General features: G+C 71.7%; 11 protein-coding genes. 7 read left to right on the forward strand and 4 right to left on the reverse strand.

Annotated features, from left to right (window positions below; genetic code table 11):
• Positions 1-16: 16 nt before the first annotated feature.
• Positions 17-2,089, reverse strand: coding sequence for an N-acetylmuramoyl-L-alanine amidase (locus ACQ452_RS13670; protein WP_433393704.1), 2,073 nt, complete (start codon positions 2,087-2,089; stop codon positions 17-19).
• Positions 2,090-2,109: 20 nt separating this feature from the next.
• On the reverse strand, positions 2,110-3,558 hold the full coding sequence (locus ACQ452_RS13675; RefSeq protein ID WP_433393706.1) for an FG-GAP repeat domain-containing protein: 1,449 nt from the start codon (positions 3,556-3,558) through the stop codon (positions 2,110-2,112).
• Positions 3,559-3,852: 294 nt separating this feature from the next.
• Here ACQ452_RS13675 and ACQ452_RS13680 point away from each other — a divergent pair, with 294 nt between their 5' ends.
• The 7 genes from ACQ452_RS13680 to ACQ452_RS13710 all read left to right on the forward strand — a co-directional run bounded on the left by ACQ452_RS13680 (position 3,853) and on the right by ACQ452_RS13710 (position 16,275).
• On the forward strand, positions 3,853-7,131 hold the full coding sequence (locus ACQ452_RS13680) for a DUF2961 domain-containing protein (RefSeq protein ID WP_433393708.1): 3,279 nt from the start codon (positions 3,853-3,855) through the stop codon (positions 7,129-7,131).
• Positions 7,131-9,251, forward strand: coding sequence for a family 43 glycosylhydrolase (locus ACQ452_RS13685; RefSeq protein WP_433393710.1), 2,121 nt, complete (start codon positions 7,131-7,133; stop codon positions 9,249-9,251). The genes ACQ452_RS13680 and ACQ452_RS13685 overlap by 1 nt, the downstream gene beginning before the upstream one ends.
• Before the next feature lie 127 nt (positions 9,252-9,378).
• The gene (locus tag ACQ452_RS13690) at positions 9,379-10,941 is read left to right on the forward strand and encodes a sugar ABC transporter ATP-binding protein (RefSeq protein ID WP_433393712.1); all 1,563 of its coding nucleotides are present in this window, start codon (positions 9,379-9,381) and stop codon (positions 10,939-10,941) included.
• Complete coding sequence (locus ACQ452_RS13695) at positions 10,938-12,020, forward strand: ABC transporter permease (protein WP_433393713.1); 1,083 nt, start codon at positions 10,938-10,940, stop codon at positions 12,018-12,020. Before ACQ452_RS13690 ends, ACQ452_RS13695 begins: the two co-directional genes overlap by 4 nt.
• 26 nt (positions 12,021-12,046) lie before the next feature.
• Positions 12,047-13,051 carry a substrate-binding domain-containing protein gene (locus ACQ452_RS13700; protein WP_433393715.1) on the forward strand — a complete coding sequence of 335 codons (1,005 nt, stop codon included), beginning with the start codon at positions 12,047-12,049 and terminating at the stop codon, positions 13,049-13,051.
• A gap of 60 nt (positions 13,052-13,111) precedes the next feature.
• Complete coding sequence (locus ACQ452_RS13705; RefSeq protein WP_433393716.1) at positions 13,112-14,644, forward strand: FGGY-family carbohydrate kinase; 1,533 nt, start codon at positions 13,112-13,114, stop codon at positions 14,642-14,644.
• Positions 14,641-16,275, forward strand: a complete 1,635-nt coding sequence (locus ACQ452_RS13710; RefSeq protein ID WP_433393718.1) for a fucose isomerase — start codon at positions 14,641-14,643, stop codon at positions 16,273-16,275. The genes ACQ452_RS13705 and ACQ452_RS13710 overlap by 4 nt, the downstream gene beginning before the upstream one ends.
• 15 nt (positions 16,276-16,290) lie before the next feature.
• Here ACQ452_RS13710 and ACQ452_RS13715 read toward each other — a convergent pair whose 3' ends face one another.
• Positions 16,291-17,337 carry a LacI family DNA-binding transcriptional regulator gene (locus ACQ452_RS13715; RefSeq protein ID WP_433393720.1) on the reverse strand — a complete coding sequence of 349 codons (1,047 nt, stop codon included), beginning with the start codon at positions 17,335-17,337 and terminating at the stop codon, positions 16,291-16,293.
• A gap of 326 nt (positions 17,338-17,663) precedes the next feature.
• Positions 17,664-18,941: a glycoside hydrolase domain-containing protein gene (locus ACQ452_RS13720; protein ID WP_433393722.1), complete on the reverse strand. Its 1,278-nt coding sequence runs from the start codon at positions 18,939-18,941 to the stop codon at positions 17,664-17,666.
• Between the last annotated feature and the right edge of the window lie 106 nt (positions 18,942-19,047).

Raw genomic sequence — 19,047 nt, forward strand, 5'->3', positions numbered from 1 at the left:
TGTCTATGCGGGTGGTTCAGAGGGTGGTTTCGCCGTTGAGGCCGAAGTAGTCGTGCCATTTGGTGCTGGGGCTGAAGGTGGTGCCGGTGGAGAGTGAGACGTAGACGTCGTTGGTGTTGCCCTTGGTGAAGACGATGATGTCGTCTTTGCCGTCGCCGTTGGCGTCGGCGAGGTAGGGGAACTCGCCGTCGAGGCAGAAGAAGTCGTTCCACTTGACGGTGGTGCCGTCGAATGATGAGCCGGTGGAGACGGCGGCGTAGACGTCGGCGTTGGTGTTGCAGGTGAAGGTGACGATGTCGTCTTTGCCGTCGCCGTTGATGTCGCCGACGCGGGGTTGTTCGTTGCCGACGGCGAAGAGGTCGTGCCATTTCTGTGGTGGTGGGCCGAAGGAGGTGCCGTTGGAGAGGGCGACGATGACGTCGGAGGCGGTGTCGGGGCCTTGGGTGAAGGTGATGATGTCGTCTTTGCCGTCGCCGTTGACGTCGCCGAGGGCGGGGTATTCGCCGGTGATGGAGAAGTAGTCGTGCCATTTGATGGCGGTGCCGTCGAAGGAGGTGCCGTTGGAGAGCGCCACGTAGACGTCGGCGTTGTTGTCGTGGGTGAAGGTGATGATGTCGTCCTTGCCGTCGCCGTTGACGTCGCCGACGGCGGCGACTTCGGCGTGGGGGGAGAACCAGTCGTGCCATTTGGTGCTGGGATTGAAGCCGGTGCCGGTGGAGGTGGAGACGTAGACGTCGGCGAGGGTGCCGTGGGTGAAGGCGACGATGTCGTCGCGGTTGTCGCCGTTGAAGTCTCCGGTGAGCAGTGTTTCGTTGTTGAGGCCGAAGAATTCGTTCCACTTGATGGAGGTGCCGGCGAAGGAGTTGCCGGTGGAGGTGGAGACGTAGACGTCGTTGAGGTTGCCCTTGTTGAAGGTGACGATGTCGTCCTTGCCGTCGCCGGTGAAGTCCGTCGGCGACCCTGCCAGATACCGACCACCCGAGCCGCCACCGCCGCCGGCGTTGACCAGCGAGATGTAGTGGTTCCAGTTCCAGTGCGGGCCTGGATCGGTGTGGCTGTTGCCCGGGATCTCGTGGTGGCCCTTGATCGCGGTACGGTTCTTCGGCAGCCCGTACTTGTCGCAGAGGTAGCGGGTCAGCGCCGCCGACGAGCGGTACATGCTCTCGGTGAACCAGCTCGGATTGTCGACGTAGCCCTCGTGTTCGATGCCGAGCGAGTACGCGTTGGCCGACCGCGCGTGGTACGCGGTGTCGCCCTCGCGCACCATCTGGGTGACCTCGCCGTTGCTCGACTTCACCACGTAGTGCGCGCTCACCTGCGACGACGGGTTCTGGAACCAGCTGATGGTGCCCGCGTACGAGCCCTGGGTGACGTGCAGCACCACAGTGGTGATCCGGGAGGAGCGGCCCGGCGTGTAGTTGGCGCCGTTCGCCGCGATCCATCGGGCCGGCGCGTACTCGGGCAACGCGGCGAGGGCGCTCGCGCTCTGCGGCCCGGCGGGGGCGACGCGGGCGTAGCGGCCGAGCTCCGGCTGCACCCGCTGCGGCGCGACCCGCACCGAGGCGGTGGCGATGCCACCGCGCAGGAGGTCGTAGACGTGGTCGGCGTACAGGCGTGCCGTCGCGTCGTCGGCGGCCTGGACGTACCGGGCGACCACCGGGTACCAGGCCGAGACCCGGTCCCGGTCGCCGGCCGTGAGCCCCTCGGCGTCGGCGATGTCCCGCAGGAGGGCCGCACCGCCCCTGATGTTGGCCGAGGTCACCGACTTGAGCTCGGCCACCGGCTGGCCGGTCAACTCGGCGGCCCGCTCCAGACTGCGCTGGCGGGGGTTGCTGACCAGGTGCATGACGCCGTAGCCGTTGGCCTGGCTGGGTTCGCCCCCGTGCCCGTCGAGTCGGGTCTCGCCGTAGCCGACGGCGACCAGCAGGTCCCTGGGCACGTCGAACTCGCCGGCCGCCCGGCTGAAGGCGGTGCCGAGCGGATTGGCGGGGCGCTCCGGCGCGGCGGTGGCCGGCGCGACGGGGCTCAGGAGCGCCGCCGCGACGACGGCGGTGAGGCCCGCACGCCAGGAGGTTCTGCTGGTTCTCATGGTGGTCTCCCGGTTGCCTGTCACAGGGTCGTCTCGCCGTTCAGCCCGAAGAAGTCGTGCCACTTGGTGCTGGGGCTGAAGGAGGTGCCGGTGGAGAGCGAGACGTAGACGTCGTTGGTGTTGCCCTTGGTGAAGACGATGGCGTCGTCCTTGCCGTCGCCGTTGACGTCGGCGAGGTAGGGGAACTCGCCGCCGAGGCAGAAGAAGTCGTTCCACTTGACGGTGGTGCCGGCGAACGACGAACCGGTGGAGACGGCGGCGTAGACGTCGGCGTTGTTGTCGCAGGTGAAGGTGACGATGTCGTCCTTTCCGTCGCCGTTGACGTCGCCGACGCGGGGCAGCTCGGCGCCCACGGCGAAGAGGTCGTGCCACTTCTGCGGCGCCCCGAACGACGATCCGTTGGAGAACGCCACGATGACGTCGGAGGCGGTGTTGGGGCCCTGGGTGAAGGTGATGATGTCGTCCTTGCCGTCGCCGTTGACGTCGCCGAGGGCGGGGTACTCGCCGGTGATGGCGAAGTAGTCGTGCCACTTCAGCTCGGTGCCGGCGAAGGACGATCCGGTGGAGAGCGCCACGTAGACGTCGCCGGTCGCGTTGTGGGTGAAGGTGACGATGTCGTCGCGGCCGTCGCCGTTGACGTCGCCGACCGCGCCGATCTCCGCGCCGGGGGCGAACCAGTCGTGCCACTTCTGGCTCGGGCCAAAGCCGTTGCCGTTCGACAACGCCACGTAGACGTCGCCGTTGTTGCTGTGGGTGAAGGTGACGATGTCGTCCTTGCCGTCGCCGTTGACGTCGCCGGTCGTGGCCGTCTCGCCGCCGATGGAGAAGAAGTCGTTCCACTTCGCCGAGGTCCCGGCGAAGCCGCCGCCCGTGGAGGTGCTGACGTAGACGTCGGCGAGGGCGTTCTGGGTGAAGGTGATGATGTCGTCGCGCCCGTCGCCGGTGACGTCGGTGGCGGAGCCCGCGGCGATGGCGTGGTTACGCGCCGCCTCGTTGAGCAGGCTGCGTGCCTTGGCCGTCACCTCGTCGTAGCGCAGGGGGTAGCCGGAGCGCTGCACGCACTGGGCGACGTTACCGGCGCTGTAGCCGGGGTTGTTCCGGTCGCAGACGATCGCGCGGGTGATGTACTGCGTGGTGGCGTAGACCGGGTCCATGATCTGTTCCTTCGTTCCCCAGCCGAAGTCCCACCGCTGTTGGAACACCCCCAGCGATGACTTGTCGCCGCACGGCAGGTTGTTCATGCGCGACTCGACCCAGCCGGCCTGGAACGCGGAGAGCAGCACCTTGTCGTTGACGTTGTGGGCCCGGGCGGTCCGGTAGACGATCACGTTGATGGCGGCGTCGTGGCCGGGCGGGATGGGGCAGGCCAGGGTGCTGATCGGGGCTTCGGCCTGGGCCGGTGCGGTCGCTACGACCGACGCCAGTGCGGTGCAGAGGCCGATCAGCAGGGCGAGGGGGGTGCGTCTCACGATGCTCCTCTGAGGGGATGTCGGTGGGCGCGGCGAGCGGTTGCGTCCACGGGGCGGCCGGCGCGGGCCGCCGGAAGGGCCGGCCGGTGTGCCGCAGCGCGGACATCTCCCCGCCCGGCTGAGAAATCGATTGCTGAGGAGTATCGCCAGGGTCTTCATGGCTGTCAATGCGTGCCGCGAACTTCCTTCGGCAACCGAGCCGCCGTCGCAGGCTATTGACATCTCGCGATGGCTTCAGTTTACTGCCGAGCAATCGATTTCTCGCGTCTCGACGGTCCTCCTGGAGGGACATCCATGAAGCCCCACACCCGCCGCTGGCTGGCTCTTGCCGTGGCGCTGGCGGCCATGATCCCGCCGACGGCTGCACACGCCGCCCCGTCCGCGCCGACGGCGGGCGGCACCGCGCCGCTCGCCGCCGCCGCCGACAAGGGCCCGGTCGGCTGGGACATCTACCGCAGGCTCGACCGGCTGCCCGAGCTGGCGGCCGGCAGCCGCACCCGGCAGTTCTCCAGCTTCGCCCGCGACGGCTCCAACGACGACGGCTTCGTCGGCACCTACTCCTGCCTACGCCAGGCGAACGGCTGCGTCATCGCCGAGGACCGCGGGCCCGGCGAGGTGCAGTCGATCTGGTTCACCCGCGACGACGGCAACGTCAGCGCCACCGGCTGGATCCGCATCGAGCTCGACGGCGTCACGGTGCTCGACGCCAACCTCCAACGCCTCGTCGACGGCGGCCTCGGCCACCCCTTCGTGTTCCCGCTGGTGACGAACGCCGACCAGACGTCCGGCGGGGTGGCCATCAAGGTGCCCATGCCGTACCGCGAGTCCATGCGGATCACCACCCAGTCCAACCCGCTCTTCCACCACGTCACGTACCGCACGTTCGCCGACGCGGTCGGGGTGTCCCGGTTCGACCCGGCCGACCCCGCCGTCGACGTGGTCGACAAGCTGCGCGCCACCGGCCTGCGCGACCCGAAGCCCGCCCAGCCGGGGGCGAGCACCAGGACCGCCCTGGTCGACGTCCCGGCCGGCGCAGGGGCGACCCTCGCCACGCTCACCGGCCCCGCCGCGGTCACCGCGCTCAGGCTGCGCCTGCCCGATGCCGCCGCCACCGCGACGACACTGTCGGGCCTGCGGCTGCGGATCGCCTTCGACGGGCGCACCACTGTCGACAGCCCGGTGGGCGAGTTCTTCGGCGCCGGCCTCGGCGAGCGCTCCGTGCGCTCCCTGATGTTCGCCATGGACGCCGCGCCCGGTGGCTGGTACAGCGCCTGGTGGCCGATGCCGTTCCGCTCCACCGCGACCGTGTCGCTCACCAACACCACGGGTGCGCCCGTCAACGGCGTCCAGGCGGAGGTGACCACCGCGCCGGGCACCGCCTGGACCGGCGCCCTCGCCTCCGACGGCGTGGCCGGCTACTTCACCACCCAGTCCCGGCGCGCGCAGACCGTGGGCGGCAGCGACTGGATCGTCGCCGACCAGGCCGGCCGGGGACGGTTCGTCGGCGTGTCCCAGACCGCCCGGGGGCAGATCATCGGCGGGAACACCCGCAACTACCTCGAGGGCGACGAGCGCATCCACGTCGACGGCTCGCCCACGCCGCAGATCTACGGCACCGGCACCGAAGACTTCTACGAGTCGGGCTGGTACTTCAACCGCGGCGAGTACAGCGGCGTCTTCACCGGCAACACCGCCCACCTGGTGCGCTCCGGCGGCTGCGTCCACGAGTGCGACGCCATGTACCGACTGATGATCGGCGACGCGGTGTCCTACGCCTCGGCGCTGCGCTTCGGCATCGAGCACGGGCCCGCCAACGACATGCCGGCCGACTACGCCTCGACCGCGTTCCTCTACACCCAACCGACAGCCGGCCTGCGCCGCACGGACACGCTTGTCACCGGCGACGCGGCCAGCCGGTCCGGGCACGCCTACACCGACTCCGGCACCGAGTACCCGCTCACCGCCGCGTACGAGGGCGACGACGACAACGCCCCCGTCGCCGGCCGAATCCGTGCCACCAGCGGTGCCGCCAGCTTCCGGCTCGCCGTCGACCCCGCCAACCAGGGCGTACGGCTGCGCCGGCACGGCGACCAGGCCGCGGGATACCAGGAGGTCGCCGTCTCGGTCGACGGCAAGCCGGCCGGGGTGTGGCGCCAGCCGCTGGGCAACACCCGGCAGCGCTGGTTGGCCGACGAGTTCGTCCTGCCCGCGGCGGTGACCGCCGGCCGGTCGACCGTCACGGTCACCCTGACGCCGGCCGCCGGCGCCCCGGCCTGGACGGCGGCCCGCTACGAGGCCGACAGCATGGTCGCGCCGTTCGCCGACACCACCGCGCCGAGCCCGGTCGCCGGGCTGCGCCTGGAAACCGGTCGGGTGCACGCCCTCGGCCTGGCCTGGTCGGCGTCGTCGGACAACGTGGACGTGGCCGGCTACCGGGTCTACGCCTCACGCAACTCCGGGGTCGCCATCACCCCGGCCAACCTGGTCGGCACCACCCGCACGACCGCCTTCCGGCACGGCCCGCTGCCGGCCAACCAGACCCGTCACTACCGGGTCGTCGCGTTCGACGGCGCCGGCAACGTCTCGGCACCCTCGCTCGAGGTCTCGGCCACCACCCGCGCCCGCAACACCAGCGACGCCAACGGCGACCGCCGCGACGACGCCGTCACGTTCACCCGGGGTGCCGCCGCCGACGTGCGCACCTCCCTCTCCGACGGCACCAAGTTCGGGCCGGAGGCGAAGGTCTGGAACGACTTCTTCGCCGTCGACGAGGAGATCCCGCTCACCGGCGACGTGAACGGTGACGGCCGGGCCGACATCATCACGTTCACCCGGGGCGACAACGCCGACGTCTACGTGGGGCTCTCCACCGGCACGTCCTACGCGCCCGGCGTGAAGTGGCACGACTTCTTCGCCACCGGCACGGAGGTCCCCGCCGTCGGCGACGTCAACGGCGACGGGCGTACCGACATCATCACCTTCACCCGTGGCGGCGCCGGCGACGTGTACGTGGCGTTGTCGACCGGCGACGGGTTCGGACCCGGCGTCAAGTGGCACGACCACTTCGCGCTCGGCGACGAATATCCGGCGGTGGGCGACGTCAACGGCGACGGACGCGACGACATCGTCACGTTCACCCGGGGCACGACCGCCGACGCTTTCGTCTCCCTCTCCGACGGGACCCGGTTCGTCGAGGACGGCTGGAAGTGGCACGACTCGCTGGTGCTCGGCAACCATCTGCCGGCACTGGGCGACGTCAACGGCGACGGACGCGACGACGTCGTGACGTTCACCCGGGGCAGCGCCGGTGACGTGTTCGTGGCGCTCTCCGACGGCACGCGCTTCGTAGCGCAGGCCGGCAAGTGGCATGACTGGTTCGGGGTGGACGACGAACTCCCCGGACTTGGCGATTTCAACGGCGATGGAAAGGCGGATCTGGTGACATTCACCCGAGGTACAAAAGCGGACGTGTACGTGGCGCTGGCCACCGGTAGCTCCTTCGGTGGTACCGGGGTCCGGTGGCACGAAGAGTTCGCTCCCGGCAGCGACCTGCCCCGACCGAGCGTGTCGTGATGCGCATTCCTCGGATACTCGCTGCGCTGCTGGTCGGCGCCGCCCTGCTGACCGTACCGGCCACCCCGGCCGCCGCTGACGACGTCGTCCGGGCGGAGGTGGAGTCGCTGCAGGTGGTTTCCTCCACCGCCCCGGTCGAGGCGCAGTCCAACTGCTGCGGGGTCGACTGGTCGGCCGGCCGCCAGCTCTGGCTGCGTGCCGGCCGGGCGGGGGACTCGGTCACCGTGTCGCTGCCGTCGGTGCCGGCCGGGCAGTACGACATCGGTGCCGTGCTCACCCGCGCCCCCGACTACGGCACCCTGCGCTTCGCCGTCGACGGTGTGGCCGTCGGCCAGCTCTTTGACGGCCACGCCTCCACGGTGCGGCGCGTCGAGGCGGTGCCGGTGGGATCGGCTTCGCTCACCGCCGGCGTGCACCGGTTGACGGTGACGGTGAGCGGGCGCTCCGGTGCCTCCACCGGCTTCTTCGCCGGCCTGGACACGATCAGCCTGCGCCGGGTCGGCCCGCTGGCGTCGGTCACCACCACGGCGTACGAGACAGTGGCCGAGACGCCGGCGCGCGGGCCGCTGACCCGGATCTACGACCCGAGCGTGGGGGAGTCGGCGCCCTGGTACTTCAACGACCACACCATCGTGCGCAACCAGCAGACCGGGCTGTGGCACGCTATCGGCATCACCCACGCGGAGCCCGGCGCGCCACAGGACGAGCGGATCTTCGGCCACGCCACGGCACCCACACCCACCGGGCCGTGGACGAAGCGGCCACCCGCGCTGACGGCCAGCATCAAGTCGGGCGAGCACTGGATCTGGGCCCCGCACATCGTCTACGACCGCGGCGTCTACTACATGTTCTACGCCGCGGGGAGCCCCGACTTCGCGAACTACCGGATGCACCTGGCCACCTCGACCGACATGTTCACCTGGGACCGCACCAACACCACGCTGTTCACCGACGGCTGGGAGGGACGCGACCCGATGGTGACCCGGGTCGGTGACCGGTGGGTCATGTACTACACGGCGACCTCGAACCCGCAGGGCGGCAACCACGTGGTCGCCTACCGCACCAGCACCGACCTTCGCACCTGGAGCGACCGCGGGATTGCGTACACGTCGCCGCACACGGGCCGGGCGGGCGGGCAGACGGAATCGCCCTTCGTGGTGCGCCGTGGCGACTGGTGGTACCTCTTCGTCTGCTGTGACGGCACCGACTACGGGGCGGCGTACCGGCGCACCGCGGTCTACCGCAGCCGCGACCCGTTGCGCTTCGAGGGGGCGGAGAAGGTCACCGTGCTCGACGCGCACGCCGCCGAGGTCGTGGTAGACGGCGACAACTGGTATCTCAGCCACGCCGGCTGGGGCCAGGGTGGGCTGTGGCTCGCGCCGCTGACCTGGTCCAGCGGGGTCGTCGCCCGGGGCTACCAGGTGAACACCAACTTCCTGCGCGCCGACGTGCGGACCTGGCCGCACACCCGGATCGCTTCGCTCGCGGTCGATCCCGGCGGCACGGGGGTCTTCCGGGCGGCGTTGGACTCGTCGCACCGGGGGACCGGTCCCTACCTGGCCGTCGGTCGCTTCGACGTGACCGACCGGGCGGGTCCGCCCGCCCGGGTCGACGTCTCCGCCGACGGATCCCGGCTCAACCTGGTCGGTATCCGGATGGGCGACGAGCCGGTCACCGCCGACTGGTTGCTCACGGTGTCGCCCCGCTGGACCGGGCCGGGGTTGCAGAGCGACGTCACCTGGTCGGTCGACGGCCCGACGACGGCGCCGGTGTGGGAGGCGGCGTTCAATGTCGACGGCGCCCTGCCGGCGGTGGGCGATCCCGCCCTCGCGGCCCGGCCGACCGGGGACGCCGATGGGTTCCCGATGTGGACGATGACCTCCGGCCCGGGCCTGTCGCTGGTCACCGCGCACCGGTGGAACTCGGCCTGGCGCGGCGACAACACCTGGTACGACGCCGGTCACTCGATGGCGGCCTGGCAGCCGCTCTGGCGCAACGGCGGCCTGGAGTGGTCACCCGGTCGGTACGCGGGTGGGACGTGGCGGCTCGCCGCCACCGGTGTCGAGCGTGACACCGCCTTCGCCAACACCGTGCACGTGGCAGTCAACGCGGTGCCGTAGGGGGGTGCGGCATCGGAGCGGGCCGGGCCGCCACGGGGTGGCCCGGCCCGCACCGCGCCCTTGACAGCAATTCGATCTTGCTCTATTTTTCGCCGGCAATCGATGTCCCAGGAACCCGGAGGTCCGCATGAGCGCCGAGGTGACCGTCGCGATGACGGGCGTCGCCAAGCGCTTCGGCGGCGTGCACGCCCTGCGCGGCGTGGACCTCACCCTGCGCGCGGGCGAGGTGCACGCCCTGCTCGGCGAGAACGGGGCGGGGAAGTCGACGCTGATCAACATCCTGTCGGGGGTCGTCACCGAGTACGACGGGGAGATCTCGGTCGGCGGCCGACCCGTCCGCTTCGCCAACCCCGCCGCCGCCCAGGCCGCCGGGATCGCCACGATCCACCAGGAACTCGACCTGGTGCCCGCGCTCTCCGTCGCCGAGAACCTGGTCCTGGGCCGGGAACCGCGCACCCGACTGCGGATGCTCGACCGCCGGGCGATGGCCCGCATGGCCACCGACCGGCTGCGACCGCTGGGCGCGCGGATCGACCCGCGCCGGCCCGTCGGCTCGCTGCGCGTCGGCGAGCAGCAACTCGTCGAGATCGCCAGGGCGCTGGCCCTGGACGCCCGGGTGCTCATCATGGACGAACCGACCGCCGCGCTCGCCGACGCCGAGGTACGGCGACTGATGAGCGCCATCCGCGCGCTGCGTGAGCGGGGCGTGGCGGTCGTCTACATCTCCCACCGGCTCGAGGAGATTGAGCACATCGCCGACCGGGCGACCGTCCTGCGCAACGGCGAGGTGGCCGGCACCCTGCGCCCGGACGCCGCCGACCGCCGGAAGATCATCACGTTGATGGTCGGCCGCCCGGCCGAGACGCTGTTCGGCGCGGGTGCCCGCGTCGACGGCACCCAGCCCTCCGCCGGGCCCCCGGTGCTGGAGGTGGCGGACCTCGCCGTGCGGCCCCGGGCCGCCCGCCCCGGGCGCTGCGAGCCCGCCGGGGTCAGCCTGACCGTGCGCGCCGGCGAGATCGTGGGGCTGGCCGGGCTGATGGGCGCCGGTCGCACCGAACTGCTCGAGACCCTGTACGGGGCGGGCCCCGCCGGGCGCCGCACGGGCACAATCCGCCTCGCCGGCCGCCCGTACGCCCCCCGTGGTCCCCGCGGCGCCCTGCGGGCCGGCGTCGGCTTCGTCCCGGAGGACCGCCGGGGCTCCGCCCTGGTCCTCGAACACCCGGTCGGCCACAGCATCGTGCTGGCCGCCCTGCGCCGGCTCAGCACCGCCGGCGTGCTCCGGGCCGGGCGCGAGCGGGAGGCGGTACGCGCACAGATCGCCGCCCTGGCGATCAGGACGCCCTCGGCCGCCGCCCCGGTCGGCGCCCTCTCCGGCGGCAACCAGCAGAAGGTCGTCTTCGCCCGGCACCTGCTCACCGGTCCCCGACTGCTGCTGCTCGACGAGCCGACCCGCGGGGTCGACGTCGGCGCCAAGGCGGAGATCTACCGCCTGCTGCGTCGGCTCGCCGACGACGGCGTGGGGATCCTGCTCGCGTCCTCGGAGCTGCCCGAGCTGACGGGCGTCTGCGACCGGATCGTGGTCCTGCGGCGCGGAGCGGTCGTCGCGGAGCTTTCCGCCGACGGGTGCACCGGCGAGGACATCCTGACCGCGGCGACGGGCGGCCCGGCCGCCGAAGGGAACGACCGATGACCCACCTGCGCGCACCAGACACGGATTCCGGCACGCCGGTGAGGCGGGCCGGGGGAGGCGACGCGCAGCCCGCCGGCCGGTGGCGCCGCCCGGCCGGGCGGGCGGAGCTCGTCGAGCGGCTCTTCGCCCTGCAGAGCCTCTTCGCGCTGCTGGTCGTGTTCGTGCTGGCCGTGGCCGTCTCGCCGCGTCGCGACGGCGAGATCCTCTTCCTCTCCACCGAGAATCTCGGCAACATCGTCCGTGCCGTGTCCGAGATCGGCATCATCGCGGTCGGCATGACCTTCGTCGTCCTGCTCGGCGGCATCGACCTCTCCGTCGGGGCGATCCTCGGCCTCTCCGCCGTGGGCACCGCGACGCTGATGGTGGACTCCGGGCTCGGCATCCTGCCCGCCGTCACCGTCGTGCTGCTGATCGGCGCCCTCTTCGGCGCGTTGCAGGGCTACGCGACGGCCCGGCTCGGCATCCAGTCGTTCATCGTGACCCTCGCCGGGCTCCAGGTGGCGCGGGGCCTCGCCCGGATCTGGTCGGGCGGGCTCGGCATCCCCATCGCCTACGGCGACGGCCCGCAGCAGGCGCCCCCGGCGTTCGAGCTGCTCAACGGCAGCATCAACGGCGTCCTGCCCATCCCGGCGGTGCTCTTCGTCGGCATCGGCGTGGCGGCGATCGTCGTGCTGCGCAAGACCGCGTTCGCCCGCCACGTCTACGCCATCGGCGGAAACGAGAAGGCCGCCCGGCTCTCGGGTGTGCCGGTGCTGCGCGTCAAGGTCGCCGTCTTCGCCATCGCGGGCCTGCTCGCCGCGGTGGCCGGCGTGATCCACGCGGGCCAGCTCAACCAGGGCAGCCCCAACGACGGCGCCGGCTACGAACTCGACGCCATCGCCGCGGTCGTCATCGGCGGCACCAGCCTGGCCGGGGGGACGGGTTCGATGGCCGGCACCCTCGCCGGGGCGCTGCTGCTCGGCATCCTCAACAACATCCTCGCCCTCAACAACATCGATGCCAACGTGCAGCTGTTGATCAAAGGACTGGTGATCGTGGCCGCCGCCGCCCTGCAGAAGCTGCGCCGCAGCATCGTCTGAACCACCCCCGACCAAGGAGCGTCGTCATGCGCACCCGTACCGTCCTTCTCGCGTTGCTCTGCACCGGCGCACTCGCCGGGGCCACCGCGTGCAGTGTGGAAAAGCCGTCCGACGGCGCCAGCGGCGCCGCCGCCCAGAAGTGCGGCACCGGCAAGGAGTTCCGCATCGGCATGTCGCAGGCCAACAACGCCGAGCCGTACCGGCAGGTCATGAACAATGACGTGCAGACGGCGGCCGGGTCCGTGCCCGGCTTCACCGTGGTGGTCGCCGACGCCGCACAGGACAACAGCAAGCAGGTCGCCGATGTGGAGAACTTCCTCACCCAGAAGGTCGACCTGCTGATCATCTCCCCGAACGAGGCCAAGCCGCTGACGGCGGTGGTCCGCAAGGCGCACGAGCGGGGCACCCCCGTCATCGTCCTGGACCGCAAGGTGGAGGGGGACGCGTACACCGCCTTCATCGGCGGGGACAACGTCGCGATCGGCCGGGCCGCCGGCGAGTTCTACGCCACCACGCTGCTGCCCGACGGCGGCAAGGTCATCGAGATCAGCGGCCTGCCCGGCTCGACGCCCGCGGCCGAACGCGCCCGGGGCTTCCGGGAGGGCATCGCGGCCAACCCGAAGATCGAGGTGGTGGCCAGCCAACCCGGCGACTGGCTGCGCGAGAAGGGCCAGTCGGTGGCCGACGCGCTGCTCAAGACGCACCCGGACGCGGCGGCGGTCTACGCGCACAACGACCCGATGGCCGAGGGCGCGTACCTGGCCGCGAAGGCGGCCGGCCTGCACACGACTGTGAAGTTCACCGGCATCGACGCCCTGCCGGTGCCGTCCGGCGGGATCAAGGCCGTCGAGCAGGGCCGGCTCGCGGCGACCTTCCAGTACGCCACGGGCGGGCGGGAGGCCGTCGACCTGGCCCGCAGGATCCTCGTCGACTGCACCCAGGGCGTGCCGCGCACGACCACGCTCGACACGATGCGGATCACCAAGGAGAACGCCGCCGAGACGTACGCGAAGCTCGGTGGCGCCTCCTGAGCGGTGCCCCGGCGTGGCCCGACGGCCATGACGCGGCAGGAGAGATCGGGGAGGTCCGGCATGACGACGGCGGTGGTGCTCGGGGTCGACATCGGCACGTCCAGCAGCAAGGGGGTGCTCGTCGACCTGACCGGGCGGGTGCTGCGCTCCCGCGTGCGTGAGCACCGGGTGCAGCGGCCGAGACCGGGCTGGGTGGAGATGGACGGCCAGGTCTGGTGGGCGGAGTTCGTGGCCCTCGCCCGCGACCTGCTCGCCCCCGGCGACGCCCACGTGGTGTCGGTGGGGGTCAGCGGGATGGGGCCGTGCGTGCTGCTCACCGACGCCGCCGGCACGCCCCTGCGGCCGGCGATCCTCTACGGCGTGGACACCCGCAGCACGCCGCAGATCGCGCGCCTCACCGCGCGCCTCGGCGCGGACGAGATCCTGCGGCGCTGCGGATCGGCGCTGTCGACCCAGGCGGCGGGGGCGAAGGTCGCCTGGGTCGCCGACGCCGAGCCGGAACTCTTCGCGCGGGCCCGGCGGCTCTTCATGCCCAGCTCCTGGCTGGTCTTCAAGCTGACCGGCCAGTACCTGCTCGACCAGCACTCGGCCAGTCAGTGCACGCCGCTGTACGACAGCGTCGAGCAGCGCTGGCACCGGCCCTGGGCCGACGAGATCGCCCCGGGGCTGGAGTTGCCCGAGCTGCGCTGGCCCGGCGAGGTGGCCGGCGGGATCACCGGCGAGGCCGCCGAGGTCACCGGGCTGGCACCGGGGACGCCGGTGGTGACCGGGACCATCGACGCCTGGTCGGAGGCGCTCAGCGTCGGCGCCCACCGCGTCGGCGACCTGATGCTCATGTACGGCACGACCATGTTCCTGCTGCACACGGTGCCGCACCCGCTGACCAGCCCTTCCTTGTGGGGCACCGTCGGCGCGCTGCCGGGCACCCGCAACCTGGCCGGCGGCATGGCCACCTCCGGGGCGGTCACCGGCTGGCTGCGGGAGCTCTTCGGCGCCGAGGACTACCCGGAGCTGCTGCGGCTGGCCGAGCGGTCCGGGCCGGGGGCGCGCGGGCTGCTCATGCTGCCGTACTTCGCCGGCGAGCGGACGCCCCTGCTGGACCCGGACGCCCGTGGTGTCATCGCCGGCCTGACGCTCTCCCACGGCCGGGGCGACATCTACCGGGCGGCCCTGGAGGCGACGGGGCTCGGGGCACGGCACAACATCGAGACGATCGAGGCGGCCGGCGGCGACATCCGCCGGGTCGTGGCCGTGGGTGGCGGCACCCAGGGCGCGCTCTGGACGCAGATCGTCTCGGACATCACCGGCCTGGCCCAGCACGTCCCGTCGGTCACCATCGGCGCCAGCTACGGCGCCGCGTTCCTCGCCGCCGCCGTGGTGCAGCGGGTCGACATCGACAGGTGGAACCCGATCGCCGAGGTCCGCGAGCCACGTCCGGAGTTCGCCGCCGACTACGACGAGCTCTACCAGCTCTACCGGCAGCTCTACGCCGCATCGAGCTCCGTGGCCCACGCGCTGGCCGCCCGGCAGGCGCGTCTCGCGATCCCACCCCAGCCAGCCATCACCGAGCCAGTGGAGGAAGTCAACCCGTGAGCAACTACACGATGCCGGTGCTGCTCGACCCGCCGGCCACCGCCCCCCAGACGGTCTACACGGTCGCCAGCGGTGACCTGCGGCCCAGCGCCAACGTCACCGGCTGGCCGACACAGCATCGGCTGGAGGAGGATCTCGCCGACGCGGTGAGCGCCCTGGGGTGGCACACCCGACGGGCCCATCCGGTGGACGCCGAGGCGGGCCACGGCTTCATCGACAGCCAGCGTGCCGGCATCGAGATCTTCCAGCAGATCCCGGTCGACGCCCCGCTCATGGTCGTGGAGGCGGTGTGGCAGTACAGCCACCACGTGCTGGCCGGGCTGCGCGCGCACCGCGGGCCGATCCTGCTCGTGGCGAACTGGAGCGGGGAGTTCCCCGGCCTCGTCGGTCTGCTGAACCTCGCCGGCAGCCTCACCAAGGCCGGCGTGCGGTACTCGACGCTGTGGAGTGAGGACTTCACCGACGAGTGGGCCCGCAACGGGCTGAAGTGCTGGCTGGAGACCGGTGAGCTGACCCACGACGAGAGCCACGTGCGGGACCTGCCGCCGCTACCGGCCGACCCGGAGGTCGAGCTCGGGGTGGCGCTGGCCCGCCAGCTGCGGCGCCGACCGGCCGTCGTCGGCGTCTTCGACGAGGGCTGCATGGGCATGTACAACGCGATCATCGACGACGAGCTGCTCAACCCCCTCGGCATCTACAAGGAGCGGCTGTCGCAGAGCGCGCTGGTCGCGGAGATGGCCCGGGTGCCCGACGCGGAGGCGCAGGCGGTGCGGGCCTGGCTCGACGCCGCCGGGATGACCTTCCACACCGGCACCGACGAGGCGAGCGAGCTGACCGACGCCCAACTGCTCAGCCAGTGCAGGATGTACGTCGCCGCGCTGCGCATCGCCGACGACTTCGGCCTGGACGCGGTCGGCATCCAGTACCAGCAGGGGCTCAAGGACACGGTGCCGGCGAGCGACCTGGCGGAGGGGCTGCTGAACAACGTGTCGCGCCCGCCGGTCACCAGCCGCGACGGCTCGCGCGAGCTCTACGCCGGCCGGGCCCTGCCGCACTTCAACGAGGTCGACGAGGCGGTCGCGGTGGACTCGCTGGTCACGAACCGGATCTGGACCGCGATGGGAATGGACCCGGCCACGACTCTGCACGACATCCGCTGGGGCGAGCGGTACGGGCCCGACTTCGTCTGGGTGTTCGAGATCTCCGGCGCCGTTCCGGCGTCCCACCACGGGGGCTACGACCGCTCGTACAGCATGCGGCAGCCTCCGATGTACTTTCCGCTGGGCGGCGGCACCCTGAGCGGGGTCTCCCGCCCGGGGGAGATCGTCTGGTCACGGATCTTCATCATGGACGGGGCGCTGCACGCCGACCTGGGCCGGGGCAGCGTGGTGGAGCTGCCGGACGCCGAGACGCAGCGCCGCCTGCGGGCCACCACCCCGCAGTGGCCGATCATGCATGCCGTGCTGCACGGGGTGGGCCGGGACCAGTTGATGGCCCGGCACAAGGCCAACCACGTCAACGTCGTCTACGCCACCGATGCCGGGGCGGCCGACCGCGCGTTGCGCGCCAAGGCCGCGATGCTCGACGCCCTCGGGGTCCGGGTGCACCTCTGCGGCGACGTCGCGCTCTGAGCCGGGCGGTCCGGCTCAGCCGATGCGGGCGGTGTCCTCCCGGTCCGCCGCCCGTTGCCCGGGCGGTGGCTGGCGGACCGAACTCTCGCGTACCCGCAGGGTCGTCCGCAGGGTGATGGTCGAGGACGCCCTGGCGGGGTGGGCGATCCGCCCGGTGAGCAACGACGCCGCGGCCCGGCCCAGGTCGTACGTGGGCTGCGCGACGGTGCTCAGCGAGGGGCGTACCAGATGGGCCCACGGGATGTCGTCGAACCCGACCACGCCGCACCGGGCGGGCACGGGGACGCCCCGGTCGACCAGGCACTGCATCGCCCCCACCGTCATCAGGTTGTTGGCGACGAAGACCGCGTCCGGCGGCTGCGCCGCGCTCAGCAGCGACGCCATGGCCTGGTACCCCCCGTCCTCGCGGTAGTCGGCGTACCGGGTCAGTTCCTCCGGCACGCCATGTCCGGCGGCGCGCAGGGCCTGCTGGTATCCGCGCAGCCGCTGGACGGCGGTGGAGATCTGGCGTGGCCCCGTGATGCAGGCGATCCGGCGGTAGCCGCTGTCGACCAGGTGGGCGGTGGCCGTCTCGGCGCCGTGCACGTTGTCCACGAGCACGGTGTCCACCGCCGCTCCCTGGGGCTGACGGTCGATGGCCACCACCGGCATCCCGGCCTCGGTGAGCCGGTTGATCAGTGCCGGTCCGCCCGACGGCGAGATGATCACGCCGGCCATCCGCTCGGCCAGGGCCGCCGTGACGTAGCGGGCCTCCTTCTCCGGATCCTCGTCGCCGTTGCAGAGCACCACCGAGAAGCCCGCCTCCTGCGCCACGTCCTCGATGCCGCGCACCAGCGCCGTGAAGAACGGGTTGCCGATGTCGGAGATGATCACCGCCCAGAGGCTGGTGCGTTGCCGGCGCAGGCTGCGGGCCACCGCGTTCGGACGGTAGTCCAGCTCGAGCATCGCCTGACGTACCCGTGCCGCCAGGTCCGGATCCACCGAGGCGTGCCCGTTGAGCACCCTGGACACCGTCGATGCCGAGACCCCGGCACGGCGAGCCACGTCATAGATGGTCGTCATGGGTCGTCCCCTGTCGCTGTGCACTCGATCCCGTGGCCGCCCGAGGGTGGCCGCAGGAACGCCACCCTGCGTCGCAGCCTCACCATCCGAGCGTGGTCAACCTGGGATCCTATACAACAGGGAATCGATTTCTTCCGGGCCTCGGGCCTGGGCCGGCGCGGTCGACCGGACGGCACGGCGGGGCGGTCCGGCGGTGGCGGCGGGGCGGGGCGGTGGTGGCGGGGCGCGGCCGGCGACCGGGGGTCGGCGACCGGGGCCGGGTACGGCGCGGGGCGTCGCCGGCGGGTCATCCGACCGCGCCGACGACGCCCCGACGGCGTGCCGGGTCAGGACGTGCGGGTGATCCGCACGGCGTCGGCGATCACGTAACCGGTGCCGGCGGTCCAGCGGCTCACCCCGACCTTGTCACCGTCGCCGGCGGCGAGGGTGAACACGCCGATCGACGTCCACCGCCCACCGTTGACGCGCTGGTTGACCGTCACCGACTGGTTGCCCGAGGCGGTGGCGACGAGGTACGGCGTGCGGTCGTTGTATCCGGCGTCGGCGGGATACCAGACCGAGATCTCGTAGCTGCCGGTCGCCGGGATGTTCGCCCGGTACCAGGCGACGTCGCTGGCCTGCGTCGGGTTCGCGAAGCGGTAGTCGGTGCCGTACCGCTGCGCGGAGTACCCCGACGTGCTCCACGCCGCACCCGCCGTGAACCGGCCGGACGTGGTGTTGTCGACGATGGTGCTCCACTGCTGCGGCGGCGGCTGCGTGGTCGTGCGCACGTCCAGGTAGTTGCGGTCGATCTTGATCGTCACGCCACCCCAGGTCTCCGTCACCTCGCCGGCGTACTGGTGCAGCCGCTGGTGGTTCGCGTAGTACGCGTCGGAGCAGTACGTGCCCGCGTCGGTGTCGGCCTTGCCGTTCCACCAGGCGATCCAGATCTGGTCCAGCCGCAGGTAGCTCGGGTTGTTGTACTCCAGGCAGACGTCGCGGATGCCGGACGACCCGCTGGAGTACATGCCGGCCAGGTAGTCGCGGGTGTGTAGCTGCTCGACCCAGCCGGAGATGAACGACAGCACCGCGGCCCGGCACGCCGTGGTCGTCGGGTACTGCTCGATGTCGTTGTAGATGGTGCTGCCGGCCCCGATGCCCAGCGCCGCCGCGGCGTTGGCGGCGCTGGTGGCCGCGGTGCGGCCCTGCGACCGTGCGGTGGCCGGGTCGGCGGACATCTTCGGCGTACGCGTGCCGCAGGGGGCCTGGTAGCCGAGCTCGATGGGGATCAGCCGCCAGCCGTTGGCGGTCTGGTTGGTGACCCAGTTCGCGGTCAGGTTGGGCTGCGCGCACGAGCGGCTGGCCCCGCTGATGTAGATGCCCACCGCGCCGTACGGCGAGCTGCCGCGCCACGCGTTCATCGCCGCCTGCGAGGGGGCCGTGCAGGTGTCGAAGCCCTTGCCCGTGAAGTTGCCGGGCTGCGGGCCGACGGCCGCCGCGACCTGCTGCGGTGCGGGCTGCGGCGGAGCGGTCGCCGTCGGCTCCGCGACGGCCGCCGACCCGAGTGTCAGGGTGAGCCCCGCCGCGGTGGCGAGGCTCCACAGCCATGTGGTGGTTCTTCTCATCCTGGTCCCCTCGAAGGATTTCTTACACGAGGTCGATTGCAGTGAAGAACTTTTACATGGCGCATCGAAGATTGGCAATAGCGGTGCGAGCCGCCGTCGGTGGGGT

This window comes from Micromonospora sp. KLBMP9576 (assembly GCF_050941805.1).
Classification (GTDB): Bacteria; Actinomycetota; Actinomycetes; order Mycobacteriales; family Micromonosporaceae; genus Micromonospora.